The sequence below is a fragment of the Citrobacter braakii genome, assembly GCF_009648935.1.
GTDB lineage: Bacteria > Pseudomonadota > Gammaproteobacteria > Enterobacterales > Enterobacteriaceae > Citrobacter > Citrobacter braakii.
Genome location: NZ_CP045771.1, coordinates 693964 through 711994, shown reverse-complemented (window position 1 = coordinate 711994; position 18031 = coordinate 693964). Strand labels below are relative to the sequence as shown.

Annotated in this window: 12 protein-coding genes, 4 tRNA genes, 1 rRNA gene and 1 pseudogene; 16 read left to right on the top strand and 2 right to left on the bottom strand. The window is 51.4% G+C overall.

Going from position 1 to position 18031, the window contains the following annotated elements; translation table 11 throughout:
- Positions 1 to 32: 32 nt before the first annotated feature.
- The 3 genes from rrf (at position 33) to birA (ending at position 2378) form a co-directional block, all read left to right on the top strand.
- Positions 33 to 148, top strand: a 5S ribosomal RNA gene (gene rrf / locus GFC06_RS03250).
- A gap of 242 nt (positions 149 to 390) precedes the next feature.
- Entirely contained in the window at positions 391 to 1419 is a 1029-nt protein-coding gene (murB, locus tag GFC06_RS03245) for a UDP-N-acetylmuramate dehydrogenase (protein ID WP_049282959.1), read from the top strand.
- A complete protein-coding gene (birA, locus tag GFC06_RS03240; RefSeq protein WP_153689831.1) occupies positions 1416 to 2378 on the top strand; it encodes a bifunctional biotin--[acetyl-CoA-carboxylase] ligase/biotin operon repressor BirA in 963 nt (320 codons plus the stop codon). The genes murB and birA overlap by 4 nt, the downstream gene beginning before the upstream one ends.
- A 33-nt stretch (positions 2379 to 2411) precedes the next feature.
- Here birA and coaA read toward each other — a convergent pair whose 3' ends face one another.
- The gene (coaA, locus tag GFC06_RS03235; RefSeq protein ID WP_003031107.1) at positions 2412 to 3362 is read right to left on the bottom strand and encodes a type I pantothenate kinase; all 951 of its coding nucleotides are present in this window, start codon (positions 3360 to 3362) and stop codon (positions 2412 to 2414) included.
- A gap of 289 nt (positions 3363 to 3651) precedes the next feature.
- A pseudogene (locus tag GFC06_RS23310) lies at positions 3652 to 3732 on the bottom strand (hypothetical protein); the annotation flags it as partial.
- Positions 3733 to 3751: 19 nt separating this feature from the next.
- On the opposite strand from GFC06_RS23310, the gene GFC06_RS03230 reads away from it, so the two are divergent.
- The 13 genes from GFC06_RS03230 (at position 3752) to rpoC (ending at position 17886) form a co-directional block, all read left to right on the top strand.
- Positions 3752 to 3827 (top strand) — tRNA-Thr (locus tag GFC06_RS03230).
- Positions 3828 to 3835: 8 nt separating this feature from the next.
- Positions 3836 to 3920, top strand: a tRNA-Tyr gene (locus GFC06_RS03225).
- Positions 3921 to 4034: 114 nt separating this feature from the next.
- A tRNA-Gly gene (locus GFC06_RS03220) sits at positions 4035 to 4109 on the top strand.
- Between the two features lie 5 nt (positions 4110 to 4114).
- Positions 4115 to 4190: transfer RNA gene (locus GFC06_RS03215), tRNA-Thr, on the top strand.
- Between the two features lie 118 nt (positions 4191 to 4308).
- Positions 4309 to 5493, top strand: a complete 1185-nt coding sequence (gene tuf / locus GFC06_RS03210) for an elongation factor Tu (protein WP_003031109.1) — start codon at positions 4309 to 4311, stop codon at positions 5491 to 5493.
- Positions 5494 to 5723: 230 nt separating this feature from the next.
- Positions 5724 to 6107, top strand: a complete 384-nt coding sequence (secE, locus tag GFC06_RS03205) for a preprotein translocase subunit SecE (RefSeq protein WP_003033128.1) — start codon at positions 5724 to 5726, stop codon at positions 6105 to 6107.
- Between the two features lies 1 nt (position 6108).
- Positions 6109 to 6654, top strand: a complete 546-nt coding sequence (gene nusG, locus GFC06_RS03200) for a transcription termination/antitermination protein NusG (protein WP_003033125.1) — start codon at positions 6109 to 6111, stop codon at positions 6652 to 6654.
- 155 nt (positions 6655 to 6809) lie between these two features.
- A complete protein-coding gene (rplK, locus tag GFC06_RS03195) occupies positions 6810 to 7238 on the top strand; it encodes a 50S ribosomal protein L11 (RefSeq protein WP_003033122.1) in 429 nt (142 codons plus the stop codon).
- A gap of 3 nt (positions 7239 to 7241) precedes the next feature.
- A complete protein-coding gene (gene rplA, locus GFC06_RS03190) occupies positions 7242 to 7949 on the top strand; it encodes a 50S ribosomal protein L1 (RefSeq protein ID WP_016155300.1) in 708 nt (235 codons plus the stop codon).
- A 358-nt stretch (positions 7950 to 8307) separates the two neighbouring features.
- The gene (gene rplJ, locus GFC06_RS03185; protein WP_005132895.1) at positions 8308 to 8805 is read left to right on the top strand and encodes a 50S ribosomal protein L10; all 498 of its coding nucleotides are present in this window, start codon (positions 8308 to 8310) and stop codon (positions 8803 to 8805) included.
- A gap of 66 nt (positions 8806 to 8871) precedes the next feature.
- Positions 8872 to 9237 (top strand): 50S ribosomal protein L7/L12, encoded by a 366-nt coding sequence (rplL, locus tag GFC06_RS03180; protein ID WP_000028882.1) that lies wholly within the window; start codon positions 8872 to 8874, stop codon positions 9235 to 9237.
- Positions 9238 to 9557: 320 nt separating this feature from the next.
- A complete protein-coding gene (gene rpoB, locus GFC06_RS03175) occupies positions 9558 to 13586 on the top strand; it encodes a DNA-directed RNA polymerase subunit beta (protein WP_003033111.1) in 4029 nt (1342 codons plus the stop codon).
- Positions 13587 to 13662: 76 nt separating this feature from the next.
- Positions 13663 to 17886 (top strand): DNA-directed RNA polymerase subunit beta', encoded by a 4224-nt coding sequence (gene rpoC / locus GFC06_RS03170; protein ID WP_016155301.1) that lies wholly within the window; start codon positions 13663 to 13665, stop codon positions 17884 to 17886.
- Positions 17887 to 18031: the final 145 nt, after the last annotated feature.

Genomic DNA, 18031 nt, shown 5'->3' with positions numbered 1-18031 from the left:
GACCTGAGAGGTGTGTTGATAGACAGAATTTGCCTGGCGGCTGTAGCGCGGTGGTCCCACCTGACCCCATGCCGAACTCAGAAGTGAAACGCCGTAGCGCCGATGGTAGTGTGGGGTCTCCCCATGCGAGAGTAGGGAACTGCCAGGCATCAAATAAGTGAAGAAGCCCATCCTGCCGGATGGGCTTTTTTGCGTCTGCAGGGAGTGAAAACTGCCGGAGGTGGCCTCCCGCCTTATCCGGCCGGCGTCTGTTATTACCGGATACGGGGCCTGTAAACCTTATTCTGACTGTGATTGCAGCCTCATCGGTTGCTCCTAAGCTTCCATAACACAAGCCATCCTGCTGCATATACGGTAAACTAAGCGCGATTTTGCATCAGGAAAGCGTCTATGAATCACTCCCTTAAAGCCTGGAACACCTTCGGTATCGATCAACACGCTAATGTGCTTGTCTGTGTCGAAAATGAGCAACAACTACTAAATGCCTGGCAATCAGCCAATGCATCACATCATCCAGTGCTAATCCTGGGCGAAGGGAGTAACGTCCTGTTTCTTGATGCCTTCCATGGAACGGTGATCGTCAACCGTATCAAGGGAATAGCGATTACAGAACAACCTGATGCGTGGCATTTGCACGTAGGCGCGGGTGAAAACTGGCATCATCTGGTAGAGCATACGCTGCAGCAAAGCATGCCCGGGCTGGAAAATCTGGCGCTGATCCCCGGCTGCGTGGGTTCATCGCCAATCCAGAATATTGGTGCCTATGGCGTAGAACTGCGGCGCGTCTGTGAATACGTGGACTGCGTAGAGCTTTCGACCGGCAAACATCTGCGTGTCAGCGCCGCAGAATGCCGATTTGGTTACCGTGACAGTATCTTCAAACATGAGTACCAGGATCGTTTTGCGATTGTTGCTGTTGGTCTGCGTTTACCTAAACAGTGGCAACCCGTTCTCACTTACGGTGACCTGACGCGTCTTGATCCTGCCACGGTAACGCCTCGGCAGGTTTTTGATTCTGTTTGCCATATGCGCACCACAAAACTGCCCGATCCAAAAGTAAACGGTAATGCGGGGAGCTTCTTTAAAAACCCGGTTGTCACCGCGGACATTGCGCAGGAGCTCCTGGCGAAATTCCCGACTGCACCTCATTACCCGCAGGCTGATGGCTCTGTGAAACTGGCTGCTGGCTGGCTTATCGATCAATGTCAGCTAAAAGGCATGCGCATTGGTGGCGCAGCGGTACATCAGCAGCAGGCACTGGTGCTGATCAATGCAGGCCATGCTACGAGTCAGGATGTGGTGCAACTGGCGCATCACGTACGCCAAAAAGTCGGTGAGAAATTCAATGTTTGGCTTGAACCGGAAGTCCGGTTTATTGGCCCACTGGGTGAAGTGAATGCCGTGGAGATCGTTGCATGAAGGATAATACCGTCCCCCTGACGCTTATTTCATTATTAGCCGATGGCGAATTTCACTCTGGTGAGCAACTCGGTGAAAAGCTGGGAATGAGCCGTGCGGCAATCAATAAACATGTCCAGACGCTACGTGACTGGGGTGTTGATGTATTTACTGTCCCTGGTAAAGGATACAGCTTACCTGAACCTATCCAGCTATTAGATTCATCACTTATTTATTCTCAGATGGATGGCGGAAATATAACGGTCCTGCCAGTTATCGACTCTACCAATCAGTACCTGATGGATCGAATTGGTCAACTGGAGTCAGGGGATGCCTGCGTCGCTGAGTATCAGCAGGCCGGTCGTGGTCGTCGTGGACGTAAATGGTTCTCTCCCTTTGGCGCCAATTTGTACCTTTCAATGTTCTGGCGACTGGAACAAGGACCGGCAGCCGCGATTGGCCTGAGCCTGGTGATTGGTATTGTCATGGCTGAGGTTTTACGCGATCTGGGCGCGGATAAAGTGCGTGTTAAATGGCCGAACGACCTCTATTTGCTCGACCGTAAACTGGCAGGGATCCTGGTTGAACTCACCGGAAAAACGGGCGATGCCGCACAGATTGTTATTGGGGCGGGTATAAACATGTCCATGCGTCGGGTTGAGGAGAATGTGGTTAATCAAGGCTGGATTAATCTGCAGGAAGCGGGCATTACCATTGACCGCAATACTCTGGCTGCCCGACTGATCCGCGAGTTGCGCGCTGCCCTGATACTGTTTGAGCATGAGGGCCTGGCGCCGTATTTGTCCCGCTGGAGGGCGCTGGATAACTTTATCGACCGTCCAGTTAAACTCATTATTGGTGATAAAGAAATATTTGGCGTATCTCGTGGAATAGATGCGCAAGGTGCATTACTACTCGAACAAAATGGCGTGATAAAACCCTGGATGGGTGGGGAAATATCGCTTAGAAGCGCTGAATAATAAGAAGGGGAGCTATGGCTCCCCTTTATTTTTTTATTTTCGTAATCTGACTTGCTCAACGGCATGATTGGCGCTTTTCGTCATGATTAAGCTGGCTCGCTCACGCGTTGGTAAAATATTTTGTTTTAAATTCAACCAGTTGATTTCTTTCCACAGTGATGTAGCCGTGTTGATTGCCTCGTCTTCCGACAATTTCGCATAGTTATGGAAATAAGAGTCTGGGTTGGTAAATGCCCCTTCGCGGAATTTCAGGAAGCGGTTGATATACCACGTCTGGAGTAATTCTTCTGGCGCATCCACATAAATAGAAAAATCGACAAAGTCAGAAACAAATACATGATGTGGATCGTGAGGATAGTCCATCCCGCTTTGTAATACATTGAGCCCTTCGAGGATTAATATATCGGGCTGGGCAACGGTTTTGTCGCCATCAGGGATCACATCATAAATCAGATGAGAATAGACCGGTGCCGTAACGTTGGGGACGCCAGACTTTAGATCGGAAACGAATTTAACCAGACGGTGCATATCATAGGACTGAGGAAAGCCTTTCTTCTTCATGAGCCCACGATCTTTCAACACCTGGTTAGGATGAAGAAAACCGTCAGTAGTGATCAGCTCAACCTTACGATGCTCGGGCCAGCGACTCAGCAACGCTTGCAACACACGTGCAGTCGTACTTTTGCCGACGGCGACGCTGCCAGCAATGCTAATAATATAAGGAATACGTTCGCCGTTGGTGCCTAAAAATTGCTCCAGCACAGCCTGACGCCGCAGGTTCGAACTGATGTAAAAATTTAGCAAACGCGATAATGGCAAATAAATCTCAGCAACTTCTTCCAGCGATAAGTCTTCGTTAATGCCTTTCAGACGAGCAATCTCTTCCTCGGTCAGAGTCATCGGCACGGAATCACGAAGCGCAGCCCACTGGTTGCGATCAAACTGTAGGTAAGGCGACGTTAACGCTTGCTCTTTTATACTCATACGCATGGTCTGGCTGTCATTGCTATATCAGGTCTGCGGTAAAAAACGAAATCATCCCCGGTACGCAATGGCACGCACATTTCAGTTAATTTGGACAATGGGCAGGAGGGTAACACCAGATGGGAGGGAATAATAAGAAAAAATCGTCCCCTGAAACGCAATGTGACGGCTATTCCAGATGTATAAAGATGCACTTTCTCTCTATTGATAACGGCATGCTGGAGCAAAATGCCTTCAGGGAGCGCGGCTGAAGTTGGAAATTTGTTCAATCCGAAGAAGAAATAGATTATTTATCGGTCGTATAGCGCAAAATGTGAGCGATAGAACATTTTATGCAATTTTTTAGTTGCATGAGTGCGCATGTCTCCATAAAATGCGCGCTACTTGATGCCGACTTAGCTCAGTAGGTAGAGCAACTGACTTGTAATCAGTAGGTCACCAGTTCGATTCCGGTAGTCGGCACCATCAAGTCCGGTGGGGTTCCCGAGCGGCCAAAGGGAGCAGACTGTAAATCTGCCGTCACAGACTTCGAAGGTTCGAATCCTTCCCCCACCACCACTTTCTGGCAGCGTTATCGCCGCCTGAGTTGGTTAAAAAATTAATCAGCTCGAATAAAAAAGAGAGGAATCTCTTTTTTATTACAGAAAGAACTGGGTAGCCGAGTTTCAGGATGCGGGCATCGTATAATGGCTATTACCTCAGCCTTCCAAGCTGATGATGCGGGTTCGATTCCCGCTGCCCGCTCCAGACGTGCTGATATGGCTCAGTTGGTAGAGCGCACCCTTGGTAAGGGTGAGGTCCCCAGTTCGACTCTGGGTATCAGCACCACTTCACTTCTCCTTCCCGTTTCTCTCTGTTTACTTTTAAAAGCATTCAACAGCTCAGGCATATGGCCTGGTTGATGTGGTGATATCACCGATTTATCCGTGTCTTAGAGGGACAATCGATGTCTAAAGAAAAATTTGAACGTACAAAACCGCACGTTAACGTCGGTACTATCGGCCACGTTGACCATGGTAAAACAACGCTGACCGCTGCAATCACTACCGTACTGGCTAAAACCTACGGCGGTGCTGCTCGTGCATTCGACCAGATCGATAACGCGCCGGAAGAAAAAGCTCGTGGTATCACCATCAACACTTCTCACGTTGAATATGACACCCCGACTCGCCACTACGCACACGTAGACTGCCCGGGCCACGCCGACTATGTTAAAAACATGATCACCGGTGCTGCGCAGATGGACGGCGCGATCCTGGTTGTTGCTGCGACTGACGGCCCGATGCCGCAGACTCGTGAGCACATCCTGCTGGGTCGTCAGGTAGGCGTTCCGTACATCATCGTGTTCCTGAACAAATGCGACATGGTTGATGACGAAGAGCTGCTGGAACTGGTAGAAATGGAAGTTCGTGAACTTCTGTCTCAGTACGATTTCCCGGGCGACGACACTCCGATCGTTCGTGGTTCTGCTCTGAAAGCGCTGGAAGGCGAAGCAGAGTGGGAAGCGAAAATCATCGAATTGGCTGGCTTCCTGGATTCTTACATCCCGGAACCAGAGCGTGCGATTGACAAGCCGTTCCTGCTGCCTATCGAAGACGTATTCTCCATCTCCGGTCGTGGTACCGTTGTTACCGGTCGTGTAGAGCGCGGTATCATCAAAGTTGGTGAAGAAGTTGAAATCGTTGGTATCAAAGAGACTGCTAAGTCTACCTGTACTGGCGTTGAAATGTTCCGCAAACTGCTGGACGAAGGCCGTGCTGGTGAGAACGTTGGTGTTCTGCTGCGTGGTATCAAACGTGAAGAAATCGAACGTGGTCAGGTCCTGGCTAAGCCGGGCTCTATCAAGCCGCACACCAAGTTCGAATCTGAAGTGTACATTCTGTCCAAAGACGAAGGCGGCCGTCATACTCCGTTCTTCAAAGGCTACCGTCCGCAGTTCTACTTCCGTACTACTGACGTGACTGGTACCATCGAACTGCCGGAAGGCGTTGAGATGGTAATGCCGGGCGACAACATCAAAATGGTTGTTACCCTGATCCACCCAATCGCGATGGACGACGGTCTGCGTTTCGCAATCCGTGAAGGCGGCCGTACTGTTGGTGCGGGCGTTGTTGCTAAAGTAATGAGCTAATTGCCGAATAACATTTGACGCAATGCGCAATAAAAGGGCATCATTTGATGCCCTTTTTGCACGCTTTCACACCAGAACCTGGCTCATCAGTGATTTTATTTGTCATAATCATTGCTGAGACAGGCTCTGAAGAGGGCGTTTAGTCCGAAACGCACCAGAGCATTTCGGTTTGGATCGCCTCGCTTACGCGGGGTGAAAATGTTTGTAGAATACTTCTGACAGGTTGGTTTATGAGTGCGAATACCGAAGCTCAAGGAAGCGGGCGCGGCCTGGAAGCGATGAAGTGGGTTGTTGTCGCTGTATTGCTGCTTGTAGCTATCGTTGGCAACTACCTCTATCGTGACATGATGCTGCCGCTGCGTGCGCTGGCCGTAGTGATTCTGATTGCCGCAGCGGGTGGTGTCGCGCTGTTGACAACAAAAGGTAAAGCGACCGTTGCTTTTGCCCGTGAAGCGAGAACCGAAGTCCGTAAGGTCATTTGGCCAACTCGCCAGGAAACATTGCACACCACATTAATTGTGGCTGCGGTTACCGCAGTAATGTCACTGATCCTGTGGGGACTGGATGGTATTCTGGTTCGCCTGGTATCCTTTATCACTGGCCTGAGGTTCTAAGATGTCTGAAGCCCCTAAAAAGCGCTGGTACGTCGTTCAGGCGTTTTCCGGTTTTGAAGGCCGCGTAGCTACATCGCTGCGCGAATATATCAAGTTACAAAATATGGAAGAGTTGTTTGGCGAAGTCATGGTGCCGACCGAAGAAGTGGTCGAAATCCGTGGCGGCCAGCGTCGCAAGAGCGAACGTAAATTCTTCCCGGGCTATGTATTGGTCCAGATGGTGATGAATGACGCAAGCTGGCACCTGGTGCGCAGCGTGCCGCGTGTGATGGGCTTTATCGGCGGTACATCTGACCGTCCGGCGCCGATCAGCGACAAAGAAGTTGATGCGATCATGAACCGTCTGCAGCAGGTTGGCGACAAGCCGCGTCCGAAAACGATGTTTGAGCCAGGTGAAATGGTTCGCGTTAGCGACGGTCCGTTCGCTGACTTTAACGGCGTGGTTGAAGAAGTGGACTACGAGAAGTCTCGTCTGAAAGTTTCCGTATCTATCTTCGGTCGTGCGACTCCGGTTGAACTGGACTTCGCTCAGGTTGAAAAAGCCTAACACCCCGATCAAAAAAGCGACGATTTAATCGTTGCACAAGGCGCGAGATTGGAATACAATTTCGCGCCTTTTGTTTTTATGGATCCTATCCGTAAAACGAATTTAATCACGGGGAGCCTCCTTGAGGCGTTATAACCCAACTAGAGGAATTTAGAATGGCTAAGAAAGTCCAAGCCTATGTCAAGCTGCAGGTTGCAGCTGGTATGGCTAACCCGAGTCCGCCGGTAGGTCCTGCACTGGGTCAACAAGGCGTGAACATCATGGAATTCTGCAAAGCGTTCAACGCTAAAACTGATTCCATGGAAAAAGGTCTGCCAATCCCGGTTGTTATCACCGTTTACGCTGACCGTTCTTTCACTTTCGTTACCAAAACGCCTCCGGCAGCAGTTCTGCTGAAGAAAGCGGCTGGTATCAAGTCTGGTTCCGGCAAGCCGAACAAAGACAAAGTGGGTAAAATTTCCCGCGCTCAGCTGCAGGAAATCGCGCAGACCAAAGCTGCCGACATGACTGGTTCCGACATTGAAGCGATGACTCGCTCCATTGAAGGTACTGCACGTTCCATGGGCCTGGTAGTGGAGGACTAAGAAATGGCTAAACTGACCAAGCGCATGTCCGTGATCCGTGACAAAGTTGATGCTACTAAGCAGTACGACATCAACGAAGCTATCGCTCTGCTGAAAGAGCTGGCCACTGCTAAATTCGTAGAAAGCGTGGACGTTGCTGTTAACCTCGGCATCGATGCTCGTAAATCTGACCAGAACGTACGTGGTGCAACTGTACTGCCGCACGGTACTGGCCGTTCCGTTCGCGTAGCCGTATTTACCCAGGGTGCAAACGCTGAAGCTGCTAAAGCTGCAGGCGCTGAGCTGGTAGGTATGGAAGATCTGGCTGAACAGATCAAGAAAGGCGAAATGAACTTTGACGTTGTTATTGCTTCCCCGGATGCAATGCGCGTTGTTGGCCAGCTGGGTCAGGTTCTGGGTCCGCGCGGCCTGATGCCAAACCCGAAAGTTGGTACTGTAACTCCTAACGTTGCTGAAGCTGTTAAGAATGCTAAAGCTGGTCAGGTTCGTTACCGTAACGACAAAAACGGCATCATCCACACCACCATCGGTAAAGTGGATTTTGACGCTGACAAACTGAAAGAAAACCTGGAAGCTCTGCTGGTTGCGCTGAAAAAAGCAAAACCGACTCAGGCAAAAGGCGTGTACATCAAGAAAGTTAGCATCTCCACCACCATGGGTGCTGGCGTTGCCGTTGATCAGTCCGGTCTGACTGCGACTGTGGCGAACTAATATTCGCCTTTACGTGGGCGGTGATTTTGTCTACAATCTTACCCCCACGTATTCTGCTAATTGCAGACGTATATCTGAGATATTCAGGCTGTGGCAAGGCGGTCAACGCCACTACAGATTGAATAGCGACAGATAGAAAAGATTTGTTCGTTGGAGCCTGGCCTAATCCAGGCCTCCGTCGAAGACCGCAGGTGTTTCGTAAGAAACTTAATGCCCTGCGTAGACGGTGACAGAACGCTAAGATTATTTCTGATACTCTGGCTTGTTTCTGCTCACCGTATTTAGACGCTCTCTCCGTTGGGGGGAGTGAAGTGAGTTCCGGAACATGAGTTCCGGCAAACATCCAGGAGCAAAGCTAATGGCTTTAAATCTTCAAGACAAACAAGCGATTGTTGCTGAAGTCAGCGAAGTAGCCAAAGGCGCGCTGTCTGCAGTAGTTGCGGATTCCCGTGGCGTAACTGTAGATAAAATGACTGAACTGCGTAAAGCAGGTCGTGAAGCTGGCGTATACATGCGTGTTGTTCGTAACACCCTGCTGCGCCGCGTCGTTGAAGGTACTCAGTTCGAGTGCCTGAAAGACACGTTTGTTGGTCCGACCCTGATTGCATACTCTATGGAACACCCGGGCGCTGCTGCTCGTCTGTTCAAAGAGTTCGCGAAAGCGAATGCAAAATTTGAGGTCAAAGCCGCAGCCTTTGAAGGTGAGTTGATTACGGCATCGAATATCGATCGCCTGGCAACTCTGCCGACCTACGAAGAAGCAATTGCACGCCTGATGGCAACCATGAAAGAAGCTTCGGCTGGCAAACTGGTTCGTACTCTGGCTGCTGTACGCGATGCGAAAGAAGCTGCTTAATCGCAGTTATCTTTGTAAAGCATCTGCTTACGTATAAACTTATTCTGATTTTCAGGAACAATTTAAATGTCTATCACTAAAGATCAAATCATTGAAGCAGTATCCGCTATGTCCGTAATGGACGTTGTAGAACTGATTTCTGCAATGGAAGAAAAATTCGGTGTTTCTGCTGCTGCTGCTGTAGCTGTAGCTGCTGGCCCGGCTGAAGCTGCTGAAGAAAAAACTGAATTCGACGTAATTCTGAAAGCTGCTGGCGCTAACAAAGTTGCTGTTATCAAAGCAGTACGTGGCGCAACTGGCCTGGGTCTGAAAGAAGCTAAAGACCTGGTAGAATCTGCACCGGCTGCGCTGAAAGAAGGCGTGAGCAAAGACGACGCAGAAGCACTGAAAAAATCTCTGGAAGAAGCTGGCGCTGAAGTTGAAGTTAAATAAGCCAACTTTTCTGGTTGCAGCCTAAGAAATTAGGCTGATGGCTGGTGACTTTTTAGTCACCAGCCTTTTTGCGCTGTAAGGCGCCAGTAGCATTTCACACTGTTTGACTACTGCTGTGCCTTTCAATGCTTGTTTCTATCGACGTCTTAATATACTGCGACAGAACGTCAGTTCTGTGTAAATCGCAATGAAATGGTTTAAGCGTGATAGCAACAGGCATTGCGGAAAGTATTCGATTTTCCGGTCAACAAAATAGTGTTGCACAAACTGTCCCTTCGTCGGACAGATGGGTCGACTTGTCAGCGAGCTGAGGAACCCTAATGGTTTACTCCTATACCGAGAAAAAACGTATTCGTAAGGATTTTGGTAAACGTCCGCAAGTGTTGGACATACCTTATCTCCTTTCTATCCAGCTTGACTCGTTTCAGAAGTTCATCGAGCAAGATCCTGAAGGGCAGTATGGTCTGGAAGCAGCTTTCCGTTCCGTTTTCCCGATTCAGAGCTACAGCGGTAATTCCGAGCTGCAATACGTCAGCTACCGCCTTGGCGAACCGGTGTTTGACGTTCAGGAATGTCAGATCCGTGGCGTGACCTATTCCGCACCGCTGCGCGTAAAACTGCGCCTGGTGATCTACGAGCGCGAAGCGCCGGAAGGCACCGTAAAAGACATTAAAGAACAAGAAGTCTACATGGGCGAAATTCCGCTCATGACAGACAACGGTACCTTTGTTATCAACGGTACTGAGCGTGTTATCGTTTCTCAGCTGCACCGTAGTCCTGGCGTCTTCTTTGACTCCGACAAAGGTAAAACCCACTCTTCGGGTAAAGTGCTGTATAACGCGCGTATCATCCCTTACCGTGGTTCCTGGCTGGACTTCGAATTCGATCCGAAGGACAACCTGTTCGTACGTATTGACCGTCGCCGTAAACTGCCTGCGACCATTATTCTGCGTGCACTGAACTACACCACTGAGCAGATCCTTGACCTGTTCTTTGAGAAAGTTGTTTTCGAAATTCGTGACAACAAGCTGCAGATGGAACTGGTGCCGGAACGCCTGCGTGGTGAAACCGCCTCCTTTGACATCGAAGCTAACGGCAAAGTCTACGTCGAAAAAGGCCGTCGCATCACTGCGCGCCACATTCGCCAGCTGGAAAAAGACGATATCAAACATATCGAAGTTCCGGTTGAATACATTGCTGGTAAAGTTGCGGCTAAAGACTACGTTGACGAATCTACTGGCGAGCTGATCTGCGCAGCTAACATGGAGCTGAGTCTGGATCTGCTGGCTAAGCTGAGCCAGTCTGGCCACAAGCGTATCGAAACGCTGTTCACCAACGATCTGGACCACGGTCCGTACATTTCTGAAACTGTACGTGTCGACCCAACCAACGATCGTCTGAGCGCGCTGGTAGAAATCTACCGCATGATGCGCCCTGGTGAGCCGCCGACGCGTGAAGCTGCTGAAAGCCTGTTCGAGAACCTGTTCTTCTCCGAAGACCGCTATGACCTGTCTGCGGTTGGTCGTATGAAGTTCAACCGTTCTCTGCTGCGCGACGAAATCGAAGGTTCTGGTATCCTGAGCAAAGACGACATCATCGAAGTGATGAAGAAGCTCATCGATATCCGTAACGGTAAAGGCGAAGTCGATGATATCGACCACCTCGGTAACCGTCGTATCCGTTCCGTAGGCGAAATGGCGGAAAACCAGTTCCGCGTTGGCCTGGTACGTGTTGAGCGTGCGGTGAAAGAGCGTCTGTCTCTGGGCGATCTGGATACCCTGATGCCTCAGGATATGATCAACGCTAAGCCGATTTCTGCAGCAGTGAAAGAGTTCTTTGGTTCCAGCCAGCTGTCTCAGTTTATGGACCAGAACAACCCGCTGTCTGAGATTACGCACAAACGTCGTATCTCTGCACTCGGCCCAGGCGGTTTGACCCGTGAACGCGCAGGCTTCGAAGTTCGAGACGTACACCCGACTCACTACGGTCGCGTATGTCCAATCGAAACGCCTGAAGGTCCGAACATCGGTCTGATCAACTCCTTGTCTGTGTACGCACAGACTAACGAATACGGCTTCCTCGAGACTCCGTACCGTAAAGTGACCGACGGTGTTGTAACTGACGAAATTCATTACCTGTCTGCTATCGAAGAAGGCAACTACGTTATCGCTCAGGCGAACTCCAACCTGGATGACGAAGGCCACTTTGTAGAAGATCTGGTTACCTGCCGTAGCAAAGGCGAATCCAGCTTGTTCAGCCGTGACCAGGTTGACTACATGGACGTATCCACCCAGCAGGTGGTATCCGTCGGTGCGTCCCTGATCCCGTTCCTGGAACACGATGACGCCAACCGTGCATTGATGGGTGCGAACATGCAACGTCAGGCGGTTCCGACTCTGCGTGCTGATAAGCCGCTGGTTGGTACCGGTATGGAACGTGCTGTTGCCGTCGACTCCGGTGTTACCGCGGTTGCTAAACGTGGCGGTACTGTCCAGTACGTGGATGCTTCCCGTATCGTTATCAAAGTTAACGAAGACGAGATGTACCCGGGCGAAGCAGGTATCGACATTTATAACCTGACCAAATACACCCGTTCTAACCAGAACACCTGTATCAACCAGATGCCTTGCGTATCTCTGGGCGAACCGGTTGAACGTGGTGATGTGCTGGCAGACGGTCCGTCCACCGATCTCGGTGAACTGGCGCTCGGTCAGAACATGCGCGTGGCATTCATGCCATGGAATGGTTACAACTTCGAAGACTCCATCCTCGTATCTGAGCGTGTTGTCCAGGAAGACCGTTTCACCACCATCCACATTCAGGAACTGGCATGTGTGTCCCGTGACACCAAGCTGGGGCCGGAAGAGATCACCGCTGACATCCCGAACGTGGGTGAAGCTGCGCTCTCCAAACTGGATGAATCCGGTATCGTTTATATCGGCGCGGAAGTAACCGGTGGCGATATTCTGGTTGGTAAGGTAACGCCGAAAGGTGAAACCCAGCTGACGCCAGAAGAGAAGCTGCTGCGTGCGATCTTCGGTGAGAAAGCGTCTGACGTTAAAGACTCTTCTCTGCGCGTGCCAAACGGTGTTTCCGGTACGATTATCGACGTTCAGGTCTTTACTCGCGATGGCGTAGAAAAAGACAAACGTGCGCTGGAAATCGAAGAGATGCAGCTGAAGCAGGCGAAAAAAGACCTGTCTGAAGAACTGCAAATCCTCGAAGCTGGCCTGTTCAGCCGTATCTACGCTGTGCTGGTTTCCGGTGGTGTTGAAGCTGAGAAGCTCGACAAACTGCCGCGCGATCGCTGGTTAGAACTCGGCCTGACCGACGAAGAGAAACAAAATCAGCTGGAACAACTGGCTGAGCAGTACGACGAACTGAAACACGAGTTCGAGAAAAAACTCGAAGCGAAACGCCGTAAAATCACTCAGGGCGACGATCTGGCACCGGGCGTGCTGAAGATTGTTAAGGTTTATCTGGCGGTTAAACGTCGGATCCAGCCTGGTGATAAGATGGCAGGTCGTCACGGTAACAAGGGTGTAATCTCTAAGATCAACCCGATCGAAGATATGCCACACGATGCTAACGGTACGCCGGTAGATATCGTGCTGAACCCGCTGGGCGTACCATCGCGTATGAACATCGGTCAGATCCTTGAAACCCACCTGGGTATGGCTGCGAAAGGTATCGGCGATAAGATCAACGCCATGCTGAAACAGCAGCAGGAAGTCGCGAAACTGCGCGAATTCATCCAGCGTGCTTACGATCTGGGTTCAGATGTTCGTCAGAAAGTTGACCTGAATACCTTCAGCGATGAAGAAGTTCTGCGTCTGGCTGAAAACCTGAAAAAAGGTATGCCAATCGCAACGCCGGTGTTCGACGGTGCGAAAGAGTCTGAAATCAAGGAACTGTTACAGCTGGGTGGCCTGCCGACTTCCGGTCAGATCACACTGTTCGACGGTCGTACCGGTGAGCAGTTCGAGCGCCAGGTTACCGTTGGCTACATGTACATGCTGAAACTGAACCACCTGGTTGATGACAAGATGCATGCGCGTTCTACCGGTTCTTACAGCCTGGTTACTCAGCAGCCGCTGGGTGGTAAGGCTCAGTTCGGTGGTCAGCGCTTCGGGGAGATGGAAGTGTGGGCGCTTGAAGCATACGGCGCGGCATACACCCTGCAGGAAATGCTCACCGTTAAGTCTGATGACGTGAACGGTCGTACTAAGATGTATAAAAACATCGTGGACGGCAACCATCAGATGGAACCAGGCATGCCGGAATCCTTCAATGTACTGTTGAAAGAGATTCGTTCGCTGGGTATCAACATCGAGCTGGAAGACGAGTAACTCTCGATCAAACAGGTCACTGGTGCTGGCGTAACAGCCAGCGCCAGATTGTGCTAACTCCGACGGGAGCAAATCCGTGAAAGATTTATTAAAGTTTCTGAAAGCGCAGACTAAAACCGAAGAGTTTGATGCGATCAAAATTGCTCTGGCCTCGCCAGACATGATCCGTTCATGGTCTTTCGGTGAAGTTAAGAAGCCGGAAACCATCAACTACCGTACGTTCAAACCTGAACGTGACGGCCTTTTCTGCGCCCGTATCTTTGGGCCGGTAAAAGACTATGAGTGCCTGTGCGGTAAGTACAAGCGCCTGAAACACCGCGGTGTGATCTGTGAGAAGTGCGGCGTTGAAGTGACCCAAACTAAAGTACGCCGTGAGCGTATGGGCCACATCGAGCTGGCGTCTCCGACCGCTCACATCTGGTTCCTGAAATCTCTGCCGTCCCGTATCGGTTTGCTGCTCGATATGCCGCTGCGCGATATCGAACGCGTACTGTACTTCGAATCTTATGTGGTTATCGAAGGCGGTATGACTAACCTGGAACGTCAACAGATCCTGACTGAAGAGCAGTATCTGGACGCGCTGGAAGAGTTCGGTGACGAATTCGACGCGAAGATGGGTGCGGAAGCAATCCAGGCCCTGCTGAAGAGCATGGATCTGGAGCAAGAGTGCGAAACTCTGCGCGAAGAGCTGAACGAAACCAACTCCGAAACCAAGCGTAAGAAGCTGACCAAACGTATCAAACTGCTGGAAGCATTCGTACAGTCTGGCAACAAGCCAGAGTGGATGATCCTGACCGTTCTGCCGGTTCTGCCGCCAGATCTGCGTCCGCTGGTTCCGCTGGATGGTGGTCGTTTCGCAACATCGGATCTGAACGATCTGTACCGTCGCGTGATCAACCGTAACAACCGTCTGAAACGTCTGCTGGATCTGGCTGCGCCGGACATCATCGTACGTAACGAAAAACGTATGCTGCAGGAAGCGGTTGACGCCCTGCTGGATAACGGTCGTCGTGGTCGTGCGATCACCGGTTCTAACAAACGTCCTCTGAAATCTTTGGCCGATATGATCAAAGGTAAACAGGGTCGTTTCCGTCAGAACCTGCTCGGTAAGCGTGTTGACTACTCCGGTCGTTCTGTAATCACCGTAGGTCCATACCTGCGTCTGCATCAGTGCGGTCTGCCGAAGAAAATGGCACTGGAACTGTTCAAACCGTTCATTTACGGCAAGCTGGAACTGCGTGGCCTGGCCACCACCATCAAAGCCGCTAAGAAAATGGTTGAGCGTGAAGAAGCTGTCGTTTGGGATATCCTGGACGAAGTTATCCGCGAACACCCGGTATTGCTGAACCGTGCACCAACCCTGCACCGTCTGGGTATCCAGGCATTTGAACCGGTACTGATCGAAGGTAAAGCTATCCAGCTGCACCCGCTGGTTTGTGCGGCATATAACGCCGACTTCGATGGTGACCAGATGGCTGTTCACGTACCGCTGACGCTGGAAGCCCAGCTCGAAGCGCGTGCGCTGATGATGTCTACCAACAACATCCTGTCTCCGGCGAACGGCGAACCTATCATCGTTCCGTCTCAGGACGTTGTATTGGGTCTGTACTACATGACCCGTGACTGTGTTAACGCCAAAGGCGAAGGCATGGTGCTGACTGGCCCGAAAGAAGCTGAGCGTATCTATCGCGCAGGTCTGGCCTCTCTGCATGCGCGCGTTAAAGTGCGTATCACTGAATACGAAAAAGATGAAAACGGCGAATTCGTTGCGCACACCAGCCTGAAAGACACGACCGTTGGTCGCGCCATTCTGTGGATGATCGTACCGAAAGGTCTGCCTTTCTCCATCGTCAACCAGGCGCTGGGCAAGAAAGCAATCTCCAAAATGCTGAACACCTGTTACCGCATTCTGGGCCTCAAGCCGACCGTTATCTTCGCTGACCAGACAATGTACACCGGCTTTGCTTATGCAGCGCGTTCAGGTGCATCTGTTGGTATTGATGACATGGTCATCCCAGAGAAGAAACACGAGATCATCTCTGAAGCGGAAGCTGAAGTTGCTGAGATCCAGGAGCAGTTCCAGTCTGGTCTGGTAACCGCAGGCGAACGCTATAACAAAGTTATCGATATCTGGGCTGCGGCGAACGATCGTGTATCCAAAGCGATGATGGATAACCTGCAAACCGAAACCGTGATTAACCGTGACGGCGTAGAAGAGCAGCAGGTTTCCTTCAACAGCATCTACATGATGGCCGACTCCGGTGCGCGTGGTTCTGCAGCACAGATTCGTCAGCTGGCTGGTATGCGTGGTCTGATGGCTAAGCCAGATGGCTCCATCATCGAAACGCCAATCACCGCGAACTTCCGTGAAGGTCTGAACGTACTCCAGTACTTCATCTCTACTCACGGTGCTCGTAAAGGTCTGGCGGATACCGCACTGAAAACAGCGAACTCCGGTTATCTGACTCGTCGTCTGGTTGACGTTGCGCAGGACTTGGTTGTTACTGAAGACGATTGCGGCACGCTGGAAGGCATCACCATGACCCCGGTTATCGAGGGTGGTGACGTTAAAGAACCGCTGCGCGATCGCGTTCTGGGTCGTGTGACTGCTGAAGACGTTCTGAAGCCGGGTACGGCGGATATTCTGGTTCCACGCAACACGCTGCTGCACGAACAGTGGTGTGACCTGCTGGAAGAGAACTCCGTTGACTCCGTCAAAGTCCGTTCCGTTGTATCCTGTGACACCGACTTTGGTGTATGTGCGCACTGCTATGGTCGTGACCTGGCGCGTGGCCACATCATCAATAAAGGTGAAGCAATCGGCGTTATCGCGGCACAGTCCATCGGTGAACCGGGTACACAGCTGACGATGCGTACGTTCCACATCGGTGGTGCGGCATCTCGTGCGGCTGCTGAATCCAGCATCCAGGTGAAAAATAAAGGTAGCATCCGTCTGAGCAATGCGAAGTCGGTTGTTAACTCCAGCGGTAAACTGGTTATCACCTCACGTAACACCGAACTGAAACTGATCGACGAATTCGGCCGTACCAAAGAAAGCTATAAAGTGCCTTACGGCTCCGTTATGGCGAAAGGTGATGGCGAACAGGTTGCTGGCGGCGAAACCGTAGCGAACTGGGATCCGCACACCATGCCGGTTATCACCGAAGTGAGTGGTTTCGTCCGCTTCACTGACATGATCGACGGCCAGACCATTACTCGTCAGACCGACGAGCTGACCGGTCTGTCTTCTCTGGTGGTTCTGGATTCTGCAGAGCGTACTGCGGGTGGTAAAGACCTGCGTCCGGCACTGAAAATTGTTGATGCTCAGGGCAACGACGTTCTGATCCCAGGCACTGATATGCCTGCTCAGTACTTCCTGCCGGGTAAAGCGATTGTTCAGTTGGAAGATGGCGTACAGATCAGTTCTGGTGACACCCTGGCGCGTGTTCCGCAGGAATCCGGCGGTACCAAGGATATCACCGGTGGTCTGCCGCGCGTTGCGGACCTGTTCGAAGCACGTCGTCCGAAAGAGCCGGCAATCCTGGCTGAAATCAGCGGCATCATTTCCTTCGGTAAAGAAACCAAAGGTAAACGTCGTCTGGTTATCACCCCGGTAGACGGTAGCGAGCCGTACGAAGAGATGATTCCGAAATGGCGTCAGCTCAACGTGTTCGAAGGTGAACGTGTAGAACGTGGTGACGTTGTTTCCGACGGTCCGGAAGCGCCGCACGACATCCTGCGTCTGCGTGGTGTGCATGCTGTAACTCGTTATATCGTTAACGAAGTTCAGGACGTATACCGTCTGCAGGGCGTTAAGATTAACGATAAGCACATCGAAGTTATCGTTCGTCAGATGCTGCGTAAAGCCACCATCGAAAGCGCTGGTAGCTCCGACTTCCTGGAAGGCGAGCAGGTTGAATACTCCCGCGTCAAGATTGCTAACCGCGATCTGGAAGCGAACGGCAAAGTGGGTGCAACATTCTCCCGCGATCTGCTGGGTATCACCAAAGCGTCTCTGGCGACCGAGTCCTTCATCTCTGCAGCATCGTTCCAGGAAACCACGCGTGTCCTGACCGAAGCCGCTGTTGCAGGTAAACGTGATGAACTGCGCGGTCTGAAAGAGAACGTTATCGTGGGTCGTCTGATCCCGGCGGGTACCGGTTATGCGTACCACCAGGATCGTATGCGCCGCCGCGCAGCGGGCGAACTGCCAGCTGCTCCGCAGGTGACTGCTGAAGATGCGTCTGCCAGCCTGGCAGAACTGCTGAACGCAGGCCTGGGTGGTTCTGACAACGATTAATCGTTGCTGACGCTAATAAAAAACCCGCTTCGGCGGGTTTTTTTATGTCGATGGATTTAAGATGTATTATGTTGGCCGGATAAGGCAGCAGCTGCCATCCGGCATGATGACGCCAGGCTTATGAGGCCTACGGCTTACGCCATCC